Here is a 17,902-nt window from a genome sequence, read left to right as displayed (position 1 = left end):
CCTGCCGGGCGAGTTCGCCGCCGCCCGCGCCGACCGACTGCACTCGCTGACGATCAACCGGCCCGCGTTACGCGGCCGGCTGGTCTTCGCCTGGCGCGGGGACGGGCCGAGCGGCCCGGCCGGCCGGGCGTTGGTCAGCCGAGCCCGCGCGGCACTGTCGAAATAGGACCTCAGCCCGCATCCGGGTCCCGGTCCGGCCACGCGTTGATCTTCGCCCGCCGGGCCACGTCCTCCGGGGTGAGTGCGCTCTTCGGGTGATGGCTCAGGCACATCCGGCTGTGCAATCGTTGGAAACGAGATCCCTCGCTGGCTGCATAGAAATAGCCGGGCTTCAGCCCACCGACCTTGGTGATGTGACCGCCCTTGGCCTGTGCCATCTCCTCGGCCGCCTGGATCTGCACCGGTGCGTTCAGCTGACCGATGACCAGCGTCGACGCGTTGCCGGGGATGCTGTTGTTCAGTCCTTTTGGCTTCTGGGTCGCGAAAACCAGCCCCAACCCGTATTTCCGGGCCTGTGCGGCCAGCATCAGCGTGCTCTGGGTGCTGGGGGTGAACGCACCTGATGGCGCCACGATCTGCGCCTCGTCCATGACGAGGAGGCTCCCGAGTGGACGGTCGCCCGCCGGGTTGTTCTTGATCCATGCGAACAGCTCCAGCTGCAGCTGGTTCACGAAGCTCTGCCGTTGCTCGTCAGACGGCAGGCCGATGAAGCTGATCACCGATATCCGGGCCTTCCTGCCCGCCGACGGGGTCAACAGAACGCTCGGGTCGACCGGCGCTCCGGCACCGCCGAACAGGGCGTCGTTGACCTTCGCGGCCCGCAGCGACTTCGCCAGCTCGCCGGCGAGCTTGGTCGCGTCGTCGAGGGTGCTCACGCCTTCCGGTAGATCCGCGAGCAGCGCGATGAACCGCTCCAGACTGCGCTCGCCACGGCGCGCGTAGTGGGTCAACGCCTCCCGCAGCACCGCCCTGCTCCACCTCGCCTTGTTGTTCGCTCCGGTGACGTTGGCCCGCGGAACCAAGCTGGCGACAGCGGCATCGACCGCGCCGATGAACTCGTCCGGATCGTCGCGCACGCTGCCGAAATCCGGCAGCGGCTGGAAGCTCAGCGGGCGGCCGCCCTGCCGACCCGGCGTCCAGATGACAACCTCCGTGTCGGTCAGATACCGGGCGGCACGCTCGGGGTCACCGGGCCCCCAGTTCTCGGGCGGCGACGGCCATGGGTCGCCGAGGCGGGCGAGATCGTTGTTCGGGTCCAGCACGATCGATGACACACCACGAAGCGCACACTCCTCCACCAGTCTGCGGATCAACACGGTCTTGCCGGAGCCGGTTCCGGCGAAGATGGCCGTGTGCTTGCGCAGCGACTCGAGTGCGACGCGCACCGGGGTGCCGTCGGCCACGTTCTCACCGATCACCACCGACAAGGGGTCATCCTCAGCAGCCGCCACCGGAGCCTGCTCGGCTGCCGCGGCCTCGGGCGGTGTCCATGCTTCGGCCGCTCGGGGGAGGTCGTCGTCGGGTGCGGGGGCCGGCGGGGGCTCCAGTGGGGTGTCGACCTGTTTGGCCAGCACGGTGTCCAGCAGCTCGGTCCTGCTCGCCGGTTTCCTTGCCAGCAGCCAGGACTCCAGGCCCGGGGGCTTGTCCTGCAGCAGCGTCTTCAGCGCGTAGAACGTGCGGAGGTCGTCGTCGGTGACCGGCAAGGCTCGGCCGCCGTTGTCCTTCACCATCGCGATCTGCTCGCTGGTCTTCGGGCCGCCGGGCCAATGGGAGTTGCGGAGGATGATGAGATCGCGCGTGCCGTCCGGGCGCAGGCCCGACTCCGTGCGGGCGTTGCGGAGACGGGCCTGCACCGCACGGCCATTGAGATGCGCCACGGCACGGAACGCCCAATGTGCCTCGTCCTCCGTCTCCTCGTCGAGGGTTCGGCGCAGGCGCGCATGCAACGCGGGGGCCTTCCCACCGGCCGGCGGGTCGATGGTCCAGTCGACACCGCTGTCACTGTGCTCGGCCATCCACGCGGTGAGGCCGGCCACCAGCAGGTCGGGCACGACATGGTCCTCGGCCGCCGGGTCCAACGCCGACCGGACGTCCGCATGCCGCTTGAGGTCGGCGAACCGGCGGTCGAGCGGCTCGAGGTCGTGCTGCTGAGGTGCGACCTCGTCGAGCGCCTCCGGTTCGGAGTCGAGGCTGTCCAGTTCGGACACCTGGCCGGTCCGCAGGCACTGCTGCACATGCGCGTCGACGCGTTGCAGCAGCGAGCGCGGGGTGAACATGCCTTCGATCCCGTGGAACGCGTGCTCGGCCACCGGCCACGTCGGACGCGGTGGCACGAAGCTGACCTCGGCATATGGCACGGCCAGCCGCTGCGTCACCAGCTCACGGGCGACCCTCGGGTCAGGGATCTTGATGAGGTGCCGCACTTCCCGGAACCGGTCGGTGGCCGTGGCGACCGTCTTCTCCTTGACCGACTGCCAGGTGAACGCGATACAGGCCACGAGCGACATCGTGCGCCGGGTGTTCTCGCGCAACGCCATCAGCCCCTCGGCGACCTGCGCCAGGGACAGGTAGCCGGACTGACCGTTCTGGCCCGCCGACCTCTTGACGAGGAAGTCGATCTGGTCCACGGCGATCACCGCGGGCCCGGTGAGGGCGAGCAGCCACGACACGTCACGCACGATGCGCTGGGGCGCCCGGGCTCGCGGCCGGATGCCCCACGCGGCTCGCTCGCCCTCGTTCGGCTCGTCGAGCGAGCTGAGGAAGTCCTCGCCGATGGCGGTCAGCGAGATCTCGGGCGAGGCGTACAGGACCAACGCCCGCAACGTGTCCTGGCACTCGAGCGCCACCTGGGCATCCACCCGGCGCAGGGCCATCACGAGTTCGTCCACGTCCTCCTTGGCCGGACTGCGCTCTCCGGTGACGGTCGCCGCCTCCTGCGGCGAGAGACCGGCCAGGGCGGCCAGCCGGCGAAGCAGGGTGGTGAGCTGGCTCTCGCCGTTCTCGTTGGCACGCAACAGGTCGCGCCGGATGGACAGCTGCGTGCTCACCCAGAACGGGTTGGCCTGATCGAGGTCCACGAGGAAGAAGTAGCCGCCCTCGCGTTGGACCTGGCGCCGGACCCAGCCGAGGAGGTGGGTCTTGCCCGCGCCACGCTGCCCCTGCAGCACCAGGCCGATGGGGCTCCCCTTGGCGCTGACCTTGGCATCCCGCACGCCGGCCAGGACCACTCGTTCCACCTCGGCATGCATGCCCTCGACGTGGAACGGCGACTGGCCCCACACGTCATCCGGCGTCCACGCCCAGTTGAACCGGACCGCCGAGAGAGCCCGCTGCTCGTCCTCCGTCATGCCGACCCGATCGAGAGGAGATGGTTGTCCTGCCGCCCGATGCGCAGGGCGGCATTCCGGTCCTGCCTGGTCAACGACTCCTGGTCCTCGTTCGGCGCGATGTCGACCCGTGGGTCGCGGTTGAGCGCCAGGAGTGCCTCGTCGACCTCGACCCGGGTCGCGCCGTTGAGGTCGCGGCGCAGGTCGGTGAGGCTCACGTAGTCGCCGGGGTCGGTGGCCAGCTTGTCGTACGTCGCCCGGATCCGGTCCTCGAGGGTGTCCAGCTCTCTCGGGTGGAACAAGTCGGCGAGCCCCAGCTCAGCGCGGTCCAGGTAGCGGCCAAGTCCGGCAAGCACTGCATAGAAGCCTTTGCCGAGCGAATCCGCGCCAGCCGGCCGGTCGGCCAGCAGTTCGTCCGCGCACCAACGCCAACCCTTGTCAGTCAGGTCGTGCACGTACGGGCGCCCGACCCGCTTGCTGTCCACGAGACCCTTATCGTTCAGCACACGACGTTCCTCGCCATCGAGAACAAACCCGTGCAGTCGGCTCAGCTCAGGGTTGGAGATCTTCCGTGCCTCAGCCATCAACGCAAACATCACGGCACGTTCCTTGACACCCAGCTTGCGGTCCGGCATTTCTGCTCCTTGTCGTGTGCTCAGCCGAGCACTTCGAAGTCGTTCGGGGGGACGATCAGCTCCGCGCGCTGGCTCGTCCTCGACAGGACTCCCCTCGCGCGAACCTGTTGCTGCGCCTGGTGGGCGGCGATCGCGGCGTGGTACGCGTCCTGGTCGGGCAGGCGCACCCACAGCACCCGGCGGTTGCCCTTCGCCGCGGCCACCTCGCCCCGGACGCGGATCCGCCAGCGGTCGGCGCGGGCCGGCTCGTCGTGGAGGCTCTCCACGGCGCCGGTCACCGTGACCTCCGCCGTGTGGTCGGACTTCCGCAGGCGGCCGGCGGCCTCGGCGATGACCTCGCCGTACCCCTCGCCGAAGCCGACCGCGGTCGCCGGCAGGTCCGACGGAAGGCCGCGGGCCCAGCGGAAGCCGAGCTCGAACGGCTCGCGACCGGCCACGCCGGCGAGCCCGGCCAGGCCCTCGCACAGCTCGGCGGACACACCGGCGGTCACCGTGTCGTCGAAGGCCGCGAGGTCGCCGGCCGCGGCCGCGTCCCGCACGGCCACCGCCGCATCGTGCAGCTGCAGCGACACCCGCCGGGTCAGCTCGGGCTCCTCGCCGAGCGGGACGCGGACGGTGAACACGTAGCTACCGGACCGGGTGGGGCCGAGCTGGACCCGGTCGACCAGGCGCTCGACCGCGCTGGACTCCTTGCCCGCGAAGGCGAAGTGCGGTCCGTCGATGACCGCGCGGGCGGCCGAGTTGACCACGGCGAGCACGCTGTGCACCGCGTGCAGCCCGGCCTTCAGCGTGGTGAACCCGCTCGGCAGGCCGGCGGCGAACGTGCGGTACCAGTGCTGGTCGGCGAGCGGGGAGCCGATGTCCCGGGCGATCTCGGCCGGCTCGCGCTGCTCGACGGTGGCCAGCACGTCGACGAGCTCGTGCACCCGGAGGTCGCCGTCGCCCATGCCGTCGCGTGCGGGCACGAGCACGTCGTAGGCGTCGTGTGACCACACCGCGGCGCCGCGCCAGCCGTCCGGCCGCCGCCGCCAGCCGGTGTGCTCGAGATAGGTGGAGATGTCGGCGACGGTCAGCGAGCCGGTCACCCCGCGCCCACCAGGGTCGAGTCCAGCAGGCGCAGCAAGGACTTGATGGTGAGCACGTTGCCGAGCGGCACCGTGACCTCGCGCCGGCGGGCCGGGTCGGGGTCGGCGACCGGCTCCTCGCCCTCGAGCGAGAGGAAGTAGGCCAGGTAGCGCAACGTCATGGCGCCGGGCTCGAACTGCGCGTACTCCGCCCGCTCGGGCGGCAGGGACACCAGGAACAGGTAGCGCGGAATCGTGTAGTCGGGTCCGGCGAGCCAGTTGAACTGCTGCTCGGTGAGACCGTCGAAGTGCCATTCTCCGTGCACGGGAAGGGGCTTCGACCAGGACTTCACCTGCACTTCTATGGCTGGTGCGGTAAAACCACCGGCGCGGCCGGGAGAGCGAAAACCAAGGTCAATTCCGACCCGGTCGAGATCATAGGAGAACACGATTAATCCGGCGGCGGAAGCCAGCGCCCGAAGGTAGTCCTGGCCGAACTTTCCCTGATGGTTGTGCACGTCCAGCACGCGACCTCCCGCCACGCTCGGAACGAGCCGTGTCCGAACCTACGCCCACGGCAGAGCCGATGTCAGGTAGATCTACCCGGATGGCGCAGCCGTTTCAGTTCGTGCCAAGAAATTCCGTGATCAATTTTTCTCAGCGCCAGATCGCGCATTCCACGCCGTCGCTGAAGATCTCGAATTTTTCGGGGAATGACAGGGCTTTTCCCTGGTGAACGCGCCGCGCGGTCCACGCGGCGACGGCCGCGTCGAGGACGTCGTCCACCGCGGCCCGCTCCCCCGCGTCGCCGAGTGAGTCGGGGATCACGATGCCCTCGCCGGCGAGGAGGCCGCGGCGCCGCATGGCGCCGGCCCAGGTGCTCTTGCGGACGGTCAGCTTCGCGCCGGCGAGCTGGGCGAAGCTGACCTCCGGGTGCACCTCGACGACGCGGCACGGCGCGGTCGGGCGCCAGAGGTCGACCTCGCGGACCTTCGGGAGGAGCCCGAACGCCTGGACCGACATGCCCTTCCCGGTGAGCTCGACGTTGTGCGCGCTGGCGTCGGCGTGCGTGGCGAACGCGAGCGCGGTGCGGACCGGGGTCATGAACACCGAGGAGGCGAGCATCCCGCCGACCGCGCCGCGGGCCGCGAGGTCGGCGGCGCGCTGGGTCCGGTCCGGCAGGCCGATCGGGATGTCGATGGCCACCACGGCGAGCCCGCCGGCCGCGGAGGCCTCGGACACCAGCTCGGCGATCGTCCTGCGCTGGTAGGCCTGGACGTGGTCACCGCTCAGGGCGATGCCGACCCAGCCGGCCTTGCAGGCGTCGACACCAAGGACGCGTTCACTCATGCGAGATACGTCGTTCGAACCGGCCGGAACGTAGCGAGCGAGACCAGAGCGATGCCTTGCGGCCCGGGATCACCGAACCGGTAGGGCAGCTGGCCGAATCCTCTCGTACGGCCGGCGGCGGCGTAGCATCGGGCGATGCCTGTGGACGTCACGACCACGGTCGAGATCGACCGGCCGCGTGCCGAGGTCGCCGCCTTCGCCGCCGACCCGGACAACGCCACCACCTGGTACGCCAACATCCTCGAGGTCGAGTGGCGGACACCGAAGCCGCTCGCCGAGGGATCACGGCTGGCATTCGTCGCGCGGTTTCTCGGCCGGCGCCTGGCCTACACCTACGAGGTGCGCGAGCACGTGCCCGGCGAGCGCTTCGTGATGAGCACCGAGCAGGGCCCCTTCCCCATGGAGACCACCTACGAGTGGGCCGACACCCCGGCCCGCGGCACCCGGATGACGCTGCGGAACCGGGGCGAGCCGGCCGGGTTCGGAAAGGTGGCCGCGCCCGTGCTGGCCCGCGCGATGCGGCGCGCGAACCAGCACGACCTCGAGCGGCTCAAGTCCGTTGTGGAGTCACGCGGGTAGGACGGTGGCCAGCCGGCGCATGCCCTCCGCGATCTCGTCGGGCGTGTTGGTGGTGAAGGAAAGGCGCAGGGTCCCCGGGTCGGGAGTGGCCACGAAGAACGGGGCGCCCGGCACGAACGCGACCTGCTTGCGCAGCGCCCGGCGCAGGACCGCGGCGGAGTCGACCTCGCCAGGCAGGCGCAGCCAGATGAACATGCCGCCGTCCGGGTCCGTCCACTTGGCACCGTCCGGAGTGGTGCCGGGCAGGGCGGCGATCATCGCATCGCGGCGGATCCGGTACTCCGCACGGAGTCGCACCACGTGTCCGTCCAGATCGGCCGTCGCGAGGTAGATCGCCGCGGCGGCCTGGTCGATCGTGCTCGTGTGGAGGTCCGCCACCTGCTTGGCGACCACCAGGGTGGGCATCAGCAGCGCGGGCGCGCGCAGCCAGCCGAGCCGCAGGCCCGGCGCGCAGATCTTCGACAGGCTGCCCAGGCTGAGCACCCGGTCCGGCTGCGCGGCACCCAGCGCGGGCAGCGACTCGCCGCGGTAGCGCAGCTCGCCGTACGGGTCGTCCTCGACCACCCACAGGTCACTGGCCGCGGCGAGCGCGGTGACCTCGAGCCGGCGGGCCAGCGTGAGCGTCCGGCCGGTGGGGTTGGCGAACGTCGGGACGAGGTAGAGCAGCGTCGGCTTCTCCCGCTCGATGACCTCGGCCAGCGACGACGGCACGATCCCGTCCTCGTCGCTGGCCACCGGCACCACCCGCGCGCCGGCCAGCTGGAAGCACTGCAGCGCGGCGAGGTAGGTCGGCTCCTCCACCGCCACGACCGAGCCGGGCCCGAGCAGCGTGGACGCCACCAGCGTCAGCGCCTGCTGCGAGCCAGTGGTGATCAGCAGGTCGTCCTCCCGCGTGGCCAGCCCGCGGCCGGTGAGCCGCTCGGCCACCAGCGCCCGCAGCGTGGCGTTACCCTCGGTGGGCGCGTACTGGAGGTTGCGCCGCGCGCCCGGCTCCTCGAGCGCCTTGGCGAACGCCGCCCGCCAACCGTCCACATCGAACAGCTCGGGCGCGGGCAGGCCGCCGGCGAACGAGATGATCTCTGGCTGGGCGGTGAGCGCCAGCAGGTCCCGCACAGGGGAACTCTCGGTCGGTCTCGGCGAACCGGTCAAAACAGACGGACGCACTTCAGCTCCTCACACGTCAAACCGGGGGTGCGCACGCGGGCGGTGGTGCCGCGCGGGTGCAAGCAGAACACGGCTGCACTGGTCGAGGAGCCGCCCCCAGCATACGCACTGGCCGCCAATCATGCGCCCGAATAACCGCCGGGGCGACCACCGAAAGGAGCACCCGGTGACCGACACTCGGCCCGACGCGTTACGCCAGCTGGACCCCATGGCCGGCCGGTGGGAGGTGACCGTGAGCATCGGCGGCCAGGAGGCCATGCGGGGGCAGGCGGCCTTCGAGTGGCAGAGCACGTGGAAGCACGACGTCGACCTGACCTACCGGCGACAGGACTGACTCCCGGCGCCTGCGCGGGCACCGGGAGTCAGCGCGCTGCCTCGTGCCGCTACCGCTCGGTGCCGGAGCCGCCGTAGAGCGAGGAGCCGGTCTCCAGCAGGGTCTTGAGGTCGCTGAGCACCTCGGTCCAGCCGCCGCCCGCACCCTCGATCGTGCCGGCGACCTGGGCGCCGGTCTGCGGCGCGTCGTGCACGTCGTGGGTGACGGTGAGGGAGCAGACGCCGTTCTGGCCGTCGCGGATCTCGTAGGTGAGTTTGGTGAAGCCCTCGTCGAGCCAGGTGGCGCGCCAGGTCTGCACGAGCCGGTGCGGCGGGTCGACCTCGATGATCTCGCCGTCGACCATGACCCCGGCGGCGCCCATGGCCTTCATCTCCTCGCTGGCGAGGCCCTTGAACTCACCGCCCGGGCGCAGGTCGTAGGCGACGCGGGCGCCGTAGCCGTACTTGACCGTCCACTCGGGATCGACGATCGCGTCCCAGATCGCCTGCGGGGTGGACTTGATGTAGACGCGGTGGACCTGGACCGTGGTGGTGGTCTCGGTGGTGGTCATGGTGTCCTCCAGGACGGTTTTGAGGTGGGTGAGGGCCGACACCTGTGGCTCGGTGTACTTGTCGATCCACCGGTCGTGGATCAGTCGGATGGGCACCACGTTGAGGAAGTGGAGCTTCTCCCGGCCGGACCGGCGAGTGGTGACGAGACCGGCGTCCTCGAGCAGCCGAAGATGCTTCGCGACGCCGAACCGGGTCATCTCCAGCTCCGACTCCAGGTCGGTGAGCGTCCGGCCGTCCTTGTCGAACAGCCGGTCGAGCAGGAAACGCCGAGTCCGATCGGCGAGTGCCTTGAACACCCTGTCGTCGTCGGTCATGCCGGAAGAATAGGTGACCAAATGGTCACGTGTCAACGGGGGTCCGGGATGGACTGTTCGGCGGGCCGAGGTGTCGCCCGTCCGGCCGGGGGGCGGGGTGGCTGGTTGGATGAGCCGGGTAAGACAGCGAAACCCATCAAGGAGGACCGCAATGGCCCTGGAAAAGCCCGCAGTCGACCCCATCGACGGTCCGCCGCCGGCCGACCTGGTCGTCGAGGACATCACCGTGGGCGACGGCGACGAGGCCCGGCCCGGTCAGAGCGTGAGCGTGCACTACGTCGGCGTGGCCCACTCCTCCGGCGAGGAGTTCGACGCCTCGTGGAACCGAGGCGCGCCGTTCAGCTTCCCGCTCGGCGGGGGCCGCGTCATCGCCGGCTGGGACCGCGGGGTCGCCGGCATGAAGGTCGGCGGCCGGCGCAAGCTCGTCATCCCGCCGCACCTCGGCTACGGCGACCACGGCGCCGGTGGCGCCATCAAGCCGGGCGAGACACTCGTCTTCGTCGTCGACCTGCTCGGCGTGCGCTAGACCGCGAGCCGCTCCACCAAGGGCCACAACGCCTTCGGGCTCTCGACGTGGGCGTTGTGGCCCAGCCCGGCCAGCACCACCGCGTCCGGCCGCAGCTCCCGCAGGTGCTCCGCCGGCGACATCGGGTCCGACTCCCCCGCCGCCAGGATCACCTCGGCGCGGCACGCGGCCAGCAAGCCCGGCAGGTCAGGGGCGCCGACCCCGAACGCGGCGGCGTCGAGCGACAGCCGCCAGCCGTCGACCTGAACCACGCCGGCGTCGACAGCGGGCACCAACCCGGACAGGCCAGCCACCTTCAGCGCCCGCTCCATCGCCTCCTCGCGACTGCCGAACACCTTCGCCGGCCGCGCCGCGAGCTCGGCCGCCTTCGCCAGCTCCGGCTCGGACCAGCGGACCTTGATCCCCAGCCCGCACACCACCGGCACCGGCACGCCGAACCAGCCGCTCCCGAGCGTCAGCCCGAGCACGCCGCCGAGCGAGTGGCCGAGCACCGCGACCCGCCGGCCGGGCTCGAGCACGCCGGCCACCGCGGCCGCCAGCGCGCCGAACGAGTACCGCGGCAGCGGCGCCGAGCGGCCGTGCCCCGGCAGGTCCGGCACGAGGATCTCCCCCGGCCACCGGCCGGCGAGCGACTCGACGAGCCCGGCCCAGACCTCCCCGGTCGCGCCGAGGCCGTGCAGGAGCAGGAGCGCGGGGTCGCCGGACCCGTGCCGGGCGAGGAACACATCGGTAGCCACGACGACCGATCATGCCGCACCCGAGGTAGGAGAATGGCCGCATGCCCGTTGACACCACCGTGATCGTCGACCCCGACACCTACCGCACCGGTGTGCCGCACGAGGTGTTCGCCGAGCTGCGGAAGGAGGCCGCGGTCGTGTGGATGGACGAGCCGGCCGTCGACTCCTGGCCGGCCGGCCCCGGGTTCTGGGGCGTCGTGCGGCACGCGGAGGTCAAGGAGGTCATGCGCGACCCGGCCGGCTACTCCTCCCACCTCGGCGCCACGCAGATCACCGACCCACCCGGCCCGGCCGCGCTCACGTTCGTCCGGCAGATGATGCTCAACCAGGACCCGCCCGAGCACTCGCGGCTGCGCAAGCTCCTCACCCGCGCGTTCACCCCGAAGGCCATCGCCCGGCTCGAGGACCGGATCGACGGCTGGGCCCGCGACCTCGTCACCCGGGTCGCCGGGCGGGGTGAGTGCGACTTCGCCACCGACATCGCCGCGGACCTGCCGCTGCTCACCCTCGCCGAGCTGTTCGGCGTGCCCAGCGAGGACCGCTGGCTGATGTTCGACTGGAGCAACCGGGTCATCGGCTACCAGGACCACGAGTACGCGGTCTCCGCGCGGGCGCGGGAGGCGGGCTCGACCGCGATGGCCGAACGCGCGCTGAAGCTGCGCCCCCAGCCCGACGCGGACGGCCGGCTGCCCGACCAGCGCACCCGCGAAGGCATGCCCGACCTCTACGCCTACGCCCACGAGCTCGGCGAGTACAAGCGCCGCAACCCTGGCGAGGACATCATGTCGAACCTCATGCGCGAGGTCGGCGACGGCGACGGCGAGGCCGGCGGCAAGGTCAGCATCGGGGAGTTCGAGAACCTCTTCTGGCTGTTCTCCGTGGCGGGCAACGAGACCCTGCGCAACGCGCTGCCCGGCGGCATGCTCGCCCTGCTGTCCAATGTGGACGAATACCGGAGGCTGCGCGCGGACCGGACGCTGCTCCCGGGGGCGGTGGAGGAGATGCTCCGCTGGTGGTCACCGGTCATGCGGTTCCGCCGGACGGCCACGGTGGACACCGAGCTCGGCGGCACCCGGATCCGCGCGGGCGACAAGGTCGTGGTGTGGTTCTCCTCGGCCAACCGGGACGAGCGGGCGTTCGCCGAGCCGGACCGGTTCGACGTCACCCGGGCCACGGGCGACCACCTGAGCTTCGGCCACGGCCCGCACTACTGCATCGGCGCGCACCTGGCCAAGGTCCAGCTGCGGGCGCTGTTCGGCGCGCTCCTCGACGTGCTCGGCGAGGTCGAGCCCGCCGGCGACCCGGTGCGGCTGCGGTCGAACTTCCAGAACGGCATCAAGCACCTGCCGATCCGCTGGACGCGCTGAGCGGCGCCCCCGGGCAGGGACCGGGGGCGCCGCCGCGGTCAGCTCAGCAGCCGCCGCAGTTGTAGTACGTCACATCCCAGTGGTTGCCCTCTTTGTAGTAGATGTTGCCGGAGCCGGACCGCCACTGGCTGCCGCCGATGTAGGTGAAGTTGTTCTGGATGTAGTTGCTGACGCAGGTGCCGAGGCTGTAGTCGAGCTTGTAGCCGTTCCAGTGGCTGTAGGTGCCGCTGGCGTGGCCGGTCTCGGTGCCGCCGGTGATGTTGAGCGCGCAGCCGCTCGCCGACTTCAGTGTCTGCGCTCCCTGGATCGTCATCAGGTTCACCTGCTCGAACGACGTGCACGTGGAGTTGTAGCGGTCGCTGCAGCCACCGCTGGACGACCAGGTGATGTTCGACGACCGCAACCGCGAGGTCGCGTCGGCGTGGCTGAGCTTGGTGACCAGCACCCCGACCGAGCCGCTCGACGCGCCGAACACCGGGTCGTGCTCCTTGGGCTGCGCGGACGCCTGCGCGGCGGCCGTCGTGACCAGCAAGGCGGTCGCGGCGCAGGCCGCGACGACGAGCGCTCGAACTACCATTTTTCGCATTCGATCTCTCCGTCCCATGGACGGCGAACGCACCCCGACGAGCCTTACCCGCCGGCGCGGAAACGCCGACCCGTCACTAGGAATTGAGCGACAGAAAGCGGCCCTCGGACCACGGCGGCAGGGTGTGCAGGGACTGCCACGCGGCCGGCAAGAACGCCTCCGCAGGAGAGAATAATAGTTACTGACTAGATGTCATAGAGTGCGCGGGGAAATTTTCCAACTCGTCGTTCCCACGATTCACACGGAAATCCACGATCGCGAGCACAAGCGCTGTCAGGACCAGTACGACCGCGCCGAACAGCGCAGCGGCCAGACCGACGGTGTACCGGCCGCCGGTGGCACCGACCGCGGCGTAGAAGATCGCCGCCAGGGCCGCCGTGCCGATCGCGGTGCCGACCCGCTGCCCCGTCTGCAGCACACCGCTCGCGACGCCGGACATGTTCGTCGGCACGCAGGCCAGGGTGAGCGTGGTGTTCGGCGAGATCACCGCTCCCCCGCCGATGCCGGCCACCAGCAGCGGCAGCGTGATCGCGGCGATGAGGTGGTCCTTGTCGACGACCAGCGTGATGACCGCGACCGCGACGAGGCCGACGACGACCAGCACCAGCCCGGCGACGGTGAGCCGCCTGCCCCACCGCTCGACCAGCCGCCCGGCGATCCACGCCGCCGCCGCCGACCCGAGCGCGAACGGCGTGACCGCGAGCCCGGACTCCAGCGGCGAGAAGCCGAGCCCGGTCTGGAAGAACACCGCGAACACGAGCCACATCCCGCTGAACCCGCAGAAGTAGACGGCGCCGATGGCCGCACCCCACGCGTAGCCCGGGGTCTCGGTGAACAACCGCACGTCCACCAGCGGCGCCCGCCCCCGCGCCACCCGGTGCCGCTCCCAGCGCAGGAACGCCCAGCCCAGCGGCACGGCGACCACGAACAGCCACCAGAACCGCCGCAGCCCACCGGTGTCGGACTGGACGACGGGGAACATCAGGCACAGCACGGTGAGCCCGAGCAGCACGATGCCGAGGACGTCGATGTCGGGCTTGGCGCGGTGGGGCGGCGTCTTCGGCACGAACAGGTAGGCGAGCACGAGGGTCAGCACGCCGAACGGCAGGTTCACCAGGAACACCCAGCGCCAGCCGTCGGGCTCGCCGGCCGCGTCGAGGATCAGGCCGCCGACCACCGGCCCGGCCGCGGTCGAGACGCCGATCGTGGCCCCGAGCGCGCCGAACGCGCGGCCGCGCTCGGCGCCGCGGAAGAGGTCCTGGATGAGCCCGCCGTTCTGCGGGGTGACGAGCCCGGCGACGAGACCCTGCAGCAGCCGGGCGATGACGAGCAGGAGCAGCGTCGGCGCGAGCCCGGCCAGCACGCTGGTGAGCACGAACCCGGACAACGCGATGAGGTACATCCGCCGCCGGCCGAACGCGTCGCCCAGCCGCCCGCCGGCCACCAGCGCCAGCCCGAAGGTCAGCGGGTAGCCGGAGACGACCCACTGCACGCCGCTCGCCGAGGAGCCGAGCCCGTGCTGGATGGACGGCACGGCGACGGTCACGATGCTGACGTCGAGCAGGATCATGAACCCGCCGGCCAGCGTCACGACCAGCGCCCGCCAGCGCCGTGGGTCCTCGCCGGGCGGGTGGTTCGTGGCGCTGGTGGCTGCGGTCATCCCTGATGTCTACCCAGTCCGGGACGCGCGTACCACCGGCGAGCCGCACCGCGCCTTCCGCGACGGCACTGTCGCGTACCTCACCCACTCGAACAACATGCCTGCTCCGGGACGGTGCGGGCTGGGCCGTTCGGATGGACTCGGTTGTATTACGGTCCGGTTACGGTAGGTTCTCCCGGGTGACCGTCCAGACCTGGGAGTTGCCGAGACATTTCACCGGGCCGGAGGTCGTCCGCCAGCCCGGCCAACCGGTCGACGTGGCCGAGGCGATCGACTTTCTCACGCTGTTCCACGCGGAGAACCCGGACGCCGGCTGCCCCGCGCACCGCATCGAGTGGGTGCGCGCCGAGATCGACCTCACCGGCACCTACCAGCACACCAGCGCGGAGCTCGCGTTCGGCGCGCGGGTGGCGTGGCGCAACAGCGCACGCTGCATCGGCCGGCTCTACTGGCGCAGCATGAAGGTCCGCGACCTGCGTGCCGTCCGCGAGCCGGCCGACATCGCCGCGCAGTGCGCCGAGCACCTGCGGATCGGCTACAACGACGGCAGGATCCGCCCGGTGATCACCGTGTTCGCGCCGGACCTGCCCGGCCGGCCCGCGCCGCGGATCTGGAACGAGCAGCTCATCCGCTACGCCGGCTACGGGCAGCCGGACGGCACCGTGCTCGGCGACCCGCGCTACGTCCGGTTCACCGAGGCGGTCACCCGGCTGGGCTGGCGCCCGCCGGCCACCCCGACCGCGTTCGACGTGCTGCCGCTGGTCGTCTCCGCGGCCGGCGAGACCCACCTCGCCACGCTCCCCCGCGACGCCGTCGCCGAGGTGCCGCTGCGCCACCCCGACCTGCCGTGGTTCACCGAGCTCGACCTGCGCTGGCACGCGGTGCCGGCGATCAGCTGCATGCGGCTGTCGGTCGGCGGGGTGAGCTACCCGGCCGCGCCGTTCAGCGGCTGGTACATGGGCACCGAGATCGGCGCCCGCAACTTCGCCGACGGCGACCGCTACGGCATGCTGCCGGTGATCGCCGAGCGGATGGGGCTGGACACCTCGCGGGAGCAGACGCTGTGGCGCGACACCGCGCTGGTCGAGCTGAACCGCGCGGTGCTGCACTCGTTCGACGTGGCCGGCGCGACGATCAGCGACCACCACACCGAGTCCGCGCGCTTCCTCAAGCACCTGGAGAAGGAGGAGTCCGCCGGGCGGACCTGCCCGGCGGACTGGAGCTGGATCGTGCCGCCGATGTCCGGCGGCCTCACCCCGGTGTTCCACCGGTACTACGACACCGACCACCTCAAGCCGGAGTTCGTCGCGGACGAGGACAGCCTGCGCGCGGCGCTCGAGGGCGTGGACCCGACCGACGCGCGGCCCGCGCCGGAGGCGTTCAGTCCGATGTGGACCTACCGCCGGCACGGGCCGTCCGGGCTGGCACAGGCCGACGCTCAGGTGAACGGCAGCCAGGCCAACTGAGTGAGCCGGTCGAGGTCGCTCACCAGCATGCCGGCGTCGGACACCGTCCACAGCTCGTTGCCGATCACCAGGGCCCGGCGCGGCGCCATCGGCGTGGTGCCGTAGCGCTCGGCCACGTGGCTGACCATGCCGACCTCGCTGAGCTGGGTGCCGCCGAGCTTGAGCACCAGCGCGCCGCTGACCGGGGAGGCGCCGGCCGGGTCCATCATCCCGCCGTTGACCGGGATCACGACGAGCTGCTTGTCCGGCCAGTACAGGAAGGCGTGCGGGTCATTCTCCACTTCGGACATCCCGCCCGCGTAGTGGAACTGGGCGATCCGCTTGGCACCGGCCGGGTTCGAGGTGTCGAACAGCGACACCTGGGTTCCGCTGACCTGGCCCTCCTTCGTCGCCTCCTGGCCGATGCCGAGCAACCGCCCGTCGCCGACCGGGTGCAGGTAGGCCGAGTAGCCGGTGATCTTCAGCTCGCCGGTGACCCGTGGCTTCGCCGGGTCCGACAGGTCCACTGTGTACAGCGGGTCGGTCTGCCGGAAGGTCACCACGTAGCCGGTGTCGCCGAGGAAGCGCACCGCGTAGATGCGCTCGCCCGTGCCGAGCCCGTCGACCCGGCCCACCTGGGCGAGCTGGTCGCCCTTGCGGGACAGGACGGTGACCATGCTGCGGCTGTCCGGCGCCATGCCGACCGTGGTGGCGAGGCGCAGGTTGCCCTTGTGCTCGGACAGCGAGTACTGGTTGAGCAGCGTGCCCTCCACGCCGCCGGAGGCCACGTGCACGGGCTTGCCGGGGCCGGAGATGTCGAACTGGTAGACGTCGGTTCGCTGGGAGCCGGCGGGCAGCGGGCGGTCGGCCGGGCCGAACCCCTCGACGCCGTGCTCGAAGTGGTCGTCGGCGATGTAGAGGTCGGTGCCGGTGCCGTAGACGGTGTTGCCGTCGGCGACGATGCCGACCGGGTCGCCGACGCCGAGGTCGCGCCGCAGGTCGAAGGTGAGCACGGTGAGCATCGCCGTGCCGGTGTAGGTCTTCGGGTGGCTCATCGCCTCGCAGCCGACGAGTGAACCGGCCGACTCACGGCCGGCGGCGCGCAGTTGGTAACGCGGCATCCAGTCCACAATGGACGATCGCGCGACGATGTTCTTGTTCTCCTGGGTCGCCTGGTCCGGCGAGCGGGACTGGTCGGGGTAGACGAAGCCCAGCCGCGGGCCGGAGCGCACGACGACCCGGGCCACCTCGCCGACCTGACGGGCGTCGAGGTAGTCGCCCTCGACCTCGAGCGAGCCGAGCACCTTGCCGGTCCCGGTCAGGTCGACGAGCACGACCTGGGAGGCGTAGGCCGGGTCGACGGGTGGGGTCTTGGTGGGCGGAGGGTCGGTCGGCTCGTCCGGCACCGGCGTGCCGGTCGCCGGTGTGCTGGTTGCCGGTGTGTCGGGCGGCGCCGCATCCGTTGCGGGCACGTCGGTCGCGGACGCGTTCGGGGCCGGCTTGCCGGGGGCCGGCTCACCCGGGGCGATCCGGGTCGGTGCGATCGGGGTCGGGGCGGGCTTGCCAGGGGCGACGCCACCACTGCCGCCGCTCACCCCGCCGCCGCCGGGCATCGGCACGGCCACGCCGCCGCCGGCGGTGAGCACCAGCGCGCGGTCGCCGGAGAGCAGGAGCTGGGTGGGGTAGCCGTTCGGGAGCGTGAGCCGCGCGGTTTGCTTGCGGGAGGCCACATCCACGACCCGCAGCTGCCCGTCGGCGATGCTGACGACCCGGCGGCCGTCGGTCTTCACGATGTCCGGCTCGTCCACACCGGACTCGTGGACGTTGGTCGACGAGTGGTTGCCCGCGCCCGGCGCGGTGCCCTGGCCCGAGCCGGACTGCGCGTCACCCGCGCTGTCGGCGCCGGGCGCGGCCTGGCGCTGCGCCCCCTTGCCCGGCATCTCCGGGGCCGCGGCGCCGGGGGCGACCTGCGCGTCGACGGCGACCCCGCCGTCCTCGATGGCCATCGCGTAATCGCCGCCGAGGCCGTACGGCCCCACGTGCTCCAGCGCGGCCGACTTCAGCTCGGACAGCGCCGAGGCGCACGTGTCATAGGAGACGAGCGTGACGGGGCCGGGGTCGAAGCCCGGCGCCTGGTTCCCGTCGCTCAGCCCGACCACCACGGCGGTGCCGGCCACGCCGACACCCAGTCCCACCACCGTCGCGGCGGCGACGGCGAGTCGCGGCCAGCTCGGTAAGTCCCGGTTCATGCCGCAAGGACGTAG

16 protein-coding genes are annotated in these 17,902 nt (G+C 71.3%); 5 read left to right on the top strand and 11 right to left on the bottom strand.

Going from position 1 to position 17,902, the window contains the following annotated elements; genetic code table 11:
* Positions 1-170: 170 nt before the first annotated feature.
* From VGD70_RS30670 to VGD70_RS30650, 5 genes are all read right to left on the bottom strand, one after another.
* Positions 171-3,347 carry a helicase HerA domain-containing protein gene (locus tag VGD70_RS30670; RefSeq protein WP_331087511.1) on the bottom strand — a complete coding sequence of 1,059 codons (3,177 nt, stop codon included), beginning with the start codon at positions 3,345-3,347 and terminating at the stop codon, positions 171-173.
* The gene (locus VGD70_RS30665) at positions 3,344-3,961 is read right to left on the bottom strand and encodes a hypothetical protein (protein ID WP_331087509.1); all 618 of its coding nucleotides are present in this window, start codon (positions 3,959-3,961) and stop codon (positions 3,344-3,346) included. The genes VGD70_RS30670 and VGD70_RS30665 overlap by 4 nt, the downstream gene beginning before the upstream one ends.
* Before the next feature lie 20 nt (positions 3,962-3,981).
* Positions 3,982-5,046 (bottom strand): hypothetical protein, encoded by a 1,065-nt coding sequence (locus VGD70_RS30660; RefSeq protein ID WP_331087507.1) that lies wholly within the window; start codon positions 5,044-5,046, stop codon positions 3,982-3,984.
* Positions 5,043-5,552, bottom strand: a complete 510-nt coding sequence (locus tag VGD70_RS30655; RefSeq protein WP_331087505.1) for a DUF4365 domain-containing protein — start codon at positions 5,550-5,552, stop codon at positions 5,043-5,045. The genes VGD70_RS30660 and VGD70_RS30655 overlap by 4 nt, the downstream gene beginning before the upstream one ends.
* A 130-nt stretch (positions 5,553-5,682) precedes the next feature.
* Entirely contained in the window at positions 5,683-6,375 is a 693-nt protein-coding gene (locus VGD70_RS30650) for a DUF429 domain-containing protein (RefSeq protein WP_331087504.1), read from the bottom strand.
* A 135-nt stretch (positions 6,376-6,510) separates the two neighbouring features.
* Here VGD70_RS30650 and VGD70_RS30645 point away from each other — a divergent pair, with 135 nt between their 5' ends.
* Positions 6,511-6,954, top strand: a complete 444-nt coding sequence (locus VGD70_RS30645; RefSeq protein ID WP_331087502.1) for an SRPBCC family protein — start codon at positions 6,511-6,513, stop codon at positions 6,952-6,954.
* On the opposite strand, the gene VGD70_RS30640 is transcribed toward VGD70_RS30645, so the two are convergent.
* Complete coding sequence (locus VGD70_RS30640) at positions 6,943-8,067, bottom strand: PLP-dependent aminotransferase family protein (RefSeq protein WP_331087501.1); 1,125 nt, start codon at positions 8,065-8,067, stop codon at positions 6,943-6,945. The two genes, VGD70_RS30645 and VGD70_RS30640, sit on opposite strands and share 12 nt — an antisense overlap.
* A gap of 217 nt (positions 8,068-8,284) precedes the next feature.
* Here VGD70_RS30640 and VGD70_RS30635 point away from each other — a divergent pair, with 217 nt between their 5' ends.
* Positions 8,285-8,452, top strand: a complete 168-nt coding sequence (locus tag VGD70_RS30635) for a hypothetical protein (protein ID WP_331087499.1) — start codon at positions 8,285-8,287, stop codon at positions 8,450-8,452.
* A 49-nt stretch (positions 8,453-8,501) separates the two neighbouring features.
* Here the strand turns inward: VGD70_RS30635 and VGD70_RS30630 are convergent, their stop codons facing one another.
* Entirely contained in the window at positions 8,502-9,317 is an 816-nt protein-coding gene (locus VGD70_RS30630; RefSeq protein ID WP_331087497.1) for a metalloregulator ArsR/SmtB family transcription factor, read from the bottom strand.
* A gap of 151 nt (positions 9,318-9,468) precedes the next feature.
* Here VGD70_RS30630 and VGD70_RS30625 point away from each other — a divergent pair, with 151 nt between their 5' ends.
* Positions 9,469-9,843 (top strand): FKBP-type peptidyl-prolyl cis-trans isomerase, encoded by a 375-nt coding sequence (locus VGD70_RS30625; protein ID WP_331087495.1) that lies wholly within the window; start codon positions 9,469-9,471, stop codon positions 9,841-9,843.
* Here VGD70_RS30625 and VGD70_RS30620 read toward each other — a convergent pair.
* A complete protein-coding gene (locus VGD70_RS30620; protein WP_331087493.1) occupies positions 9,840-10,580 on the bottom strand; it encodes an alpha/beta fold hydrolase in 741 nt (246 codons plus the stop codon). The two genes, VGD70_RS30625 and VGD70_RS30620, sit on opposite strands and share 4 nt — an antisense overlap.
* Before the next feature lie 41 nt (positions 10,581-10,621).
* Between VGD70_RS30620 and VGD70_RS30615 the strand changes: the two genes are divergently transcribed.
* On the top strand, positions 10,622-11,947 hold the full coding sequence (locus VGD70_RS30615; protein WP_331087491.1) for a cytochrome P450: 1,326 nt from the start codon (positions 10,622-10,624) through the stop codon (positions 11,945-11,947).
* Positions 11,948-11,990: 43 nt separating this feature from the next.
* Here the strand turns inward: VGD70_RS30615 and VGD70_RS30610 are convergent, their stop codons facing one another.
* Both VGD70_RS30610 and VGD70_RS30605 read right to left on the bottom strand, forming a co-directional pair.
* Positions 11,991-12,524, bottom strand: a complete 534-nt coding sequence (locus VGD70_RS30610; RefSeq protein WP_331087489.1) for a hypothetical protein — start codon at positions 12,522-12,524, stop codon at positions 11,991-11,993.
* A gap of 187 nt (positions 12,525-12,711) precedes the next feature.
* Complete coding sequence (locus tag VGD70_RS30605; protein ID WP_331087487.1) at positions 12,712-14,193, bottom strand: MFS transporter; 1,482 nt, start codon at positions 14,191-14,193, stop codon at positions 12,712-12,714.
* A gap of 200 nt (positions 14,194-14,393) precedes the next feature.
* Here VGD70_RS30605 and VGD70_RS30600 point away from each other — a divergent pair, with 200 nt between their 5' ends.
* Positions 14,394-15,659, top strand: coding sequence for a nitric oxide synthase oxygenase (locus VGD70_RS30600; RefSeq protein WP_331087515.1), 1,266 nt, complete (start codon positions 14,394-14,396; stop codon positions 15,657-15,659).
* On the opposite strand, the gene VGD70_RS30595 is transcribed toward VGD70_RS30600, so the two are convergent.
* The gene (locus VGD70_RS30595) at positions 15,632-17,887 is read right to left on the bottom strand and encodes a beta-propeller domain-containing protein (RefSeq protein ID WP_331087485.1); all 2,256 of its coding nucleotides are present in this window, start codon (positions 17,885-17,887) and stop codon (positions 15,632-15,634) included. The two genes, VGD70_RS30600 and VGD70_RS30595, sit on opposite strands and share 28 nt — an antisense overlap.
* Positions 17,888-17,902 lie beyond the last annotated feature (15 nt).

It is taken from the genome of Actinophytocola sp., from assembly GCF_036402745.1.
Taxonomy (GTDB): domain Bacteria; phylum Actinomycetota; class Actinomycetes; order Mycobacteriales; family Pseudonocardiaceae; genus Actinophytocola.
This window is presented reverse-complemented; position numbering and strand designations above follow the sequence as displayed.

Excerpts from the sequence above, each read along its gene's own strand:
- VGD70_RS30605 (WP_331087487.1), bottom strand. The coding sequence starts at position 14,193 with ATGACCGCAGCCACCAGCGCCACGAACCACCCGCCCGGCGAGGACCCA.
- VGD70_RS30670 (WP_331087511.1), bottom strand. The coding sequence starts at position 3,347 with ATGACGGAGGACGAGCAGCGGGCTCTCTCGGCGGTCCGGTTCAACTGG.
- VGD70_RS30625 (WP_331087495.1), top strand. The coding sequence starts at position 9,469 with ATGGCCCTGGAAAAGCCCGCAGTCGACCCCATCGACGGTCCGCCGCCG.
- VGD70_RS30665 (WP_331087509.1), bottom strand. The coding sequence starts at position 3,961 with ATGCCGGACCGCAAGCTGGGTGTCAAGGAACGTGCCGTGATGTTTGCG.
- VGD70_RS30615 (WP_331087491.1), top strand. The coding sequence starts at position 10,622 with ATGCCCGTTGACACCACCGTGATCGTCGACCCCGACACCTACCGCACC.
- VGD70_RS30595 (WP_331087485.1), bottom strand. The coding sequence starts at position 17,887 with ATGAACCGGGACTTACCGAGCTGGCCGCGACTCGCCGTCGCCGCCGCG.
- VGD70_RS30645 (WP_331087502.1), top strand. The coding sequence starts at position 6,511 with ATGCCTGTGGACGTCACGACCACGGTCGAGATCGACCGGCCGCGTGCC.
- VGD70_RS30650 (WP_331087504.1), bottom strand. The coding sequence starts at position 6,375 with ATGAGTGAACGCGTCCTTGGTGTCGACGCCTGCAAGGCCGGCTGGGTC.
- VGD70_RS30610 (WP_331087489.1), bottom strand. The coding sequence starts at position 12,524 with ATGGTAGTTCGAGCGCTCGTCGTCGCGGCCTGCGCCGCGACCGCCTTG.
- VGD70_RS30630 (WP_331087497.1), bottom strand. The coding sequence starts at position 9,317 with ATGACCGACGACGACAGGGTGTTCAAGGCACTCGCCGATCGGACTCGG.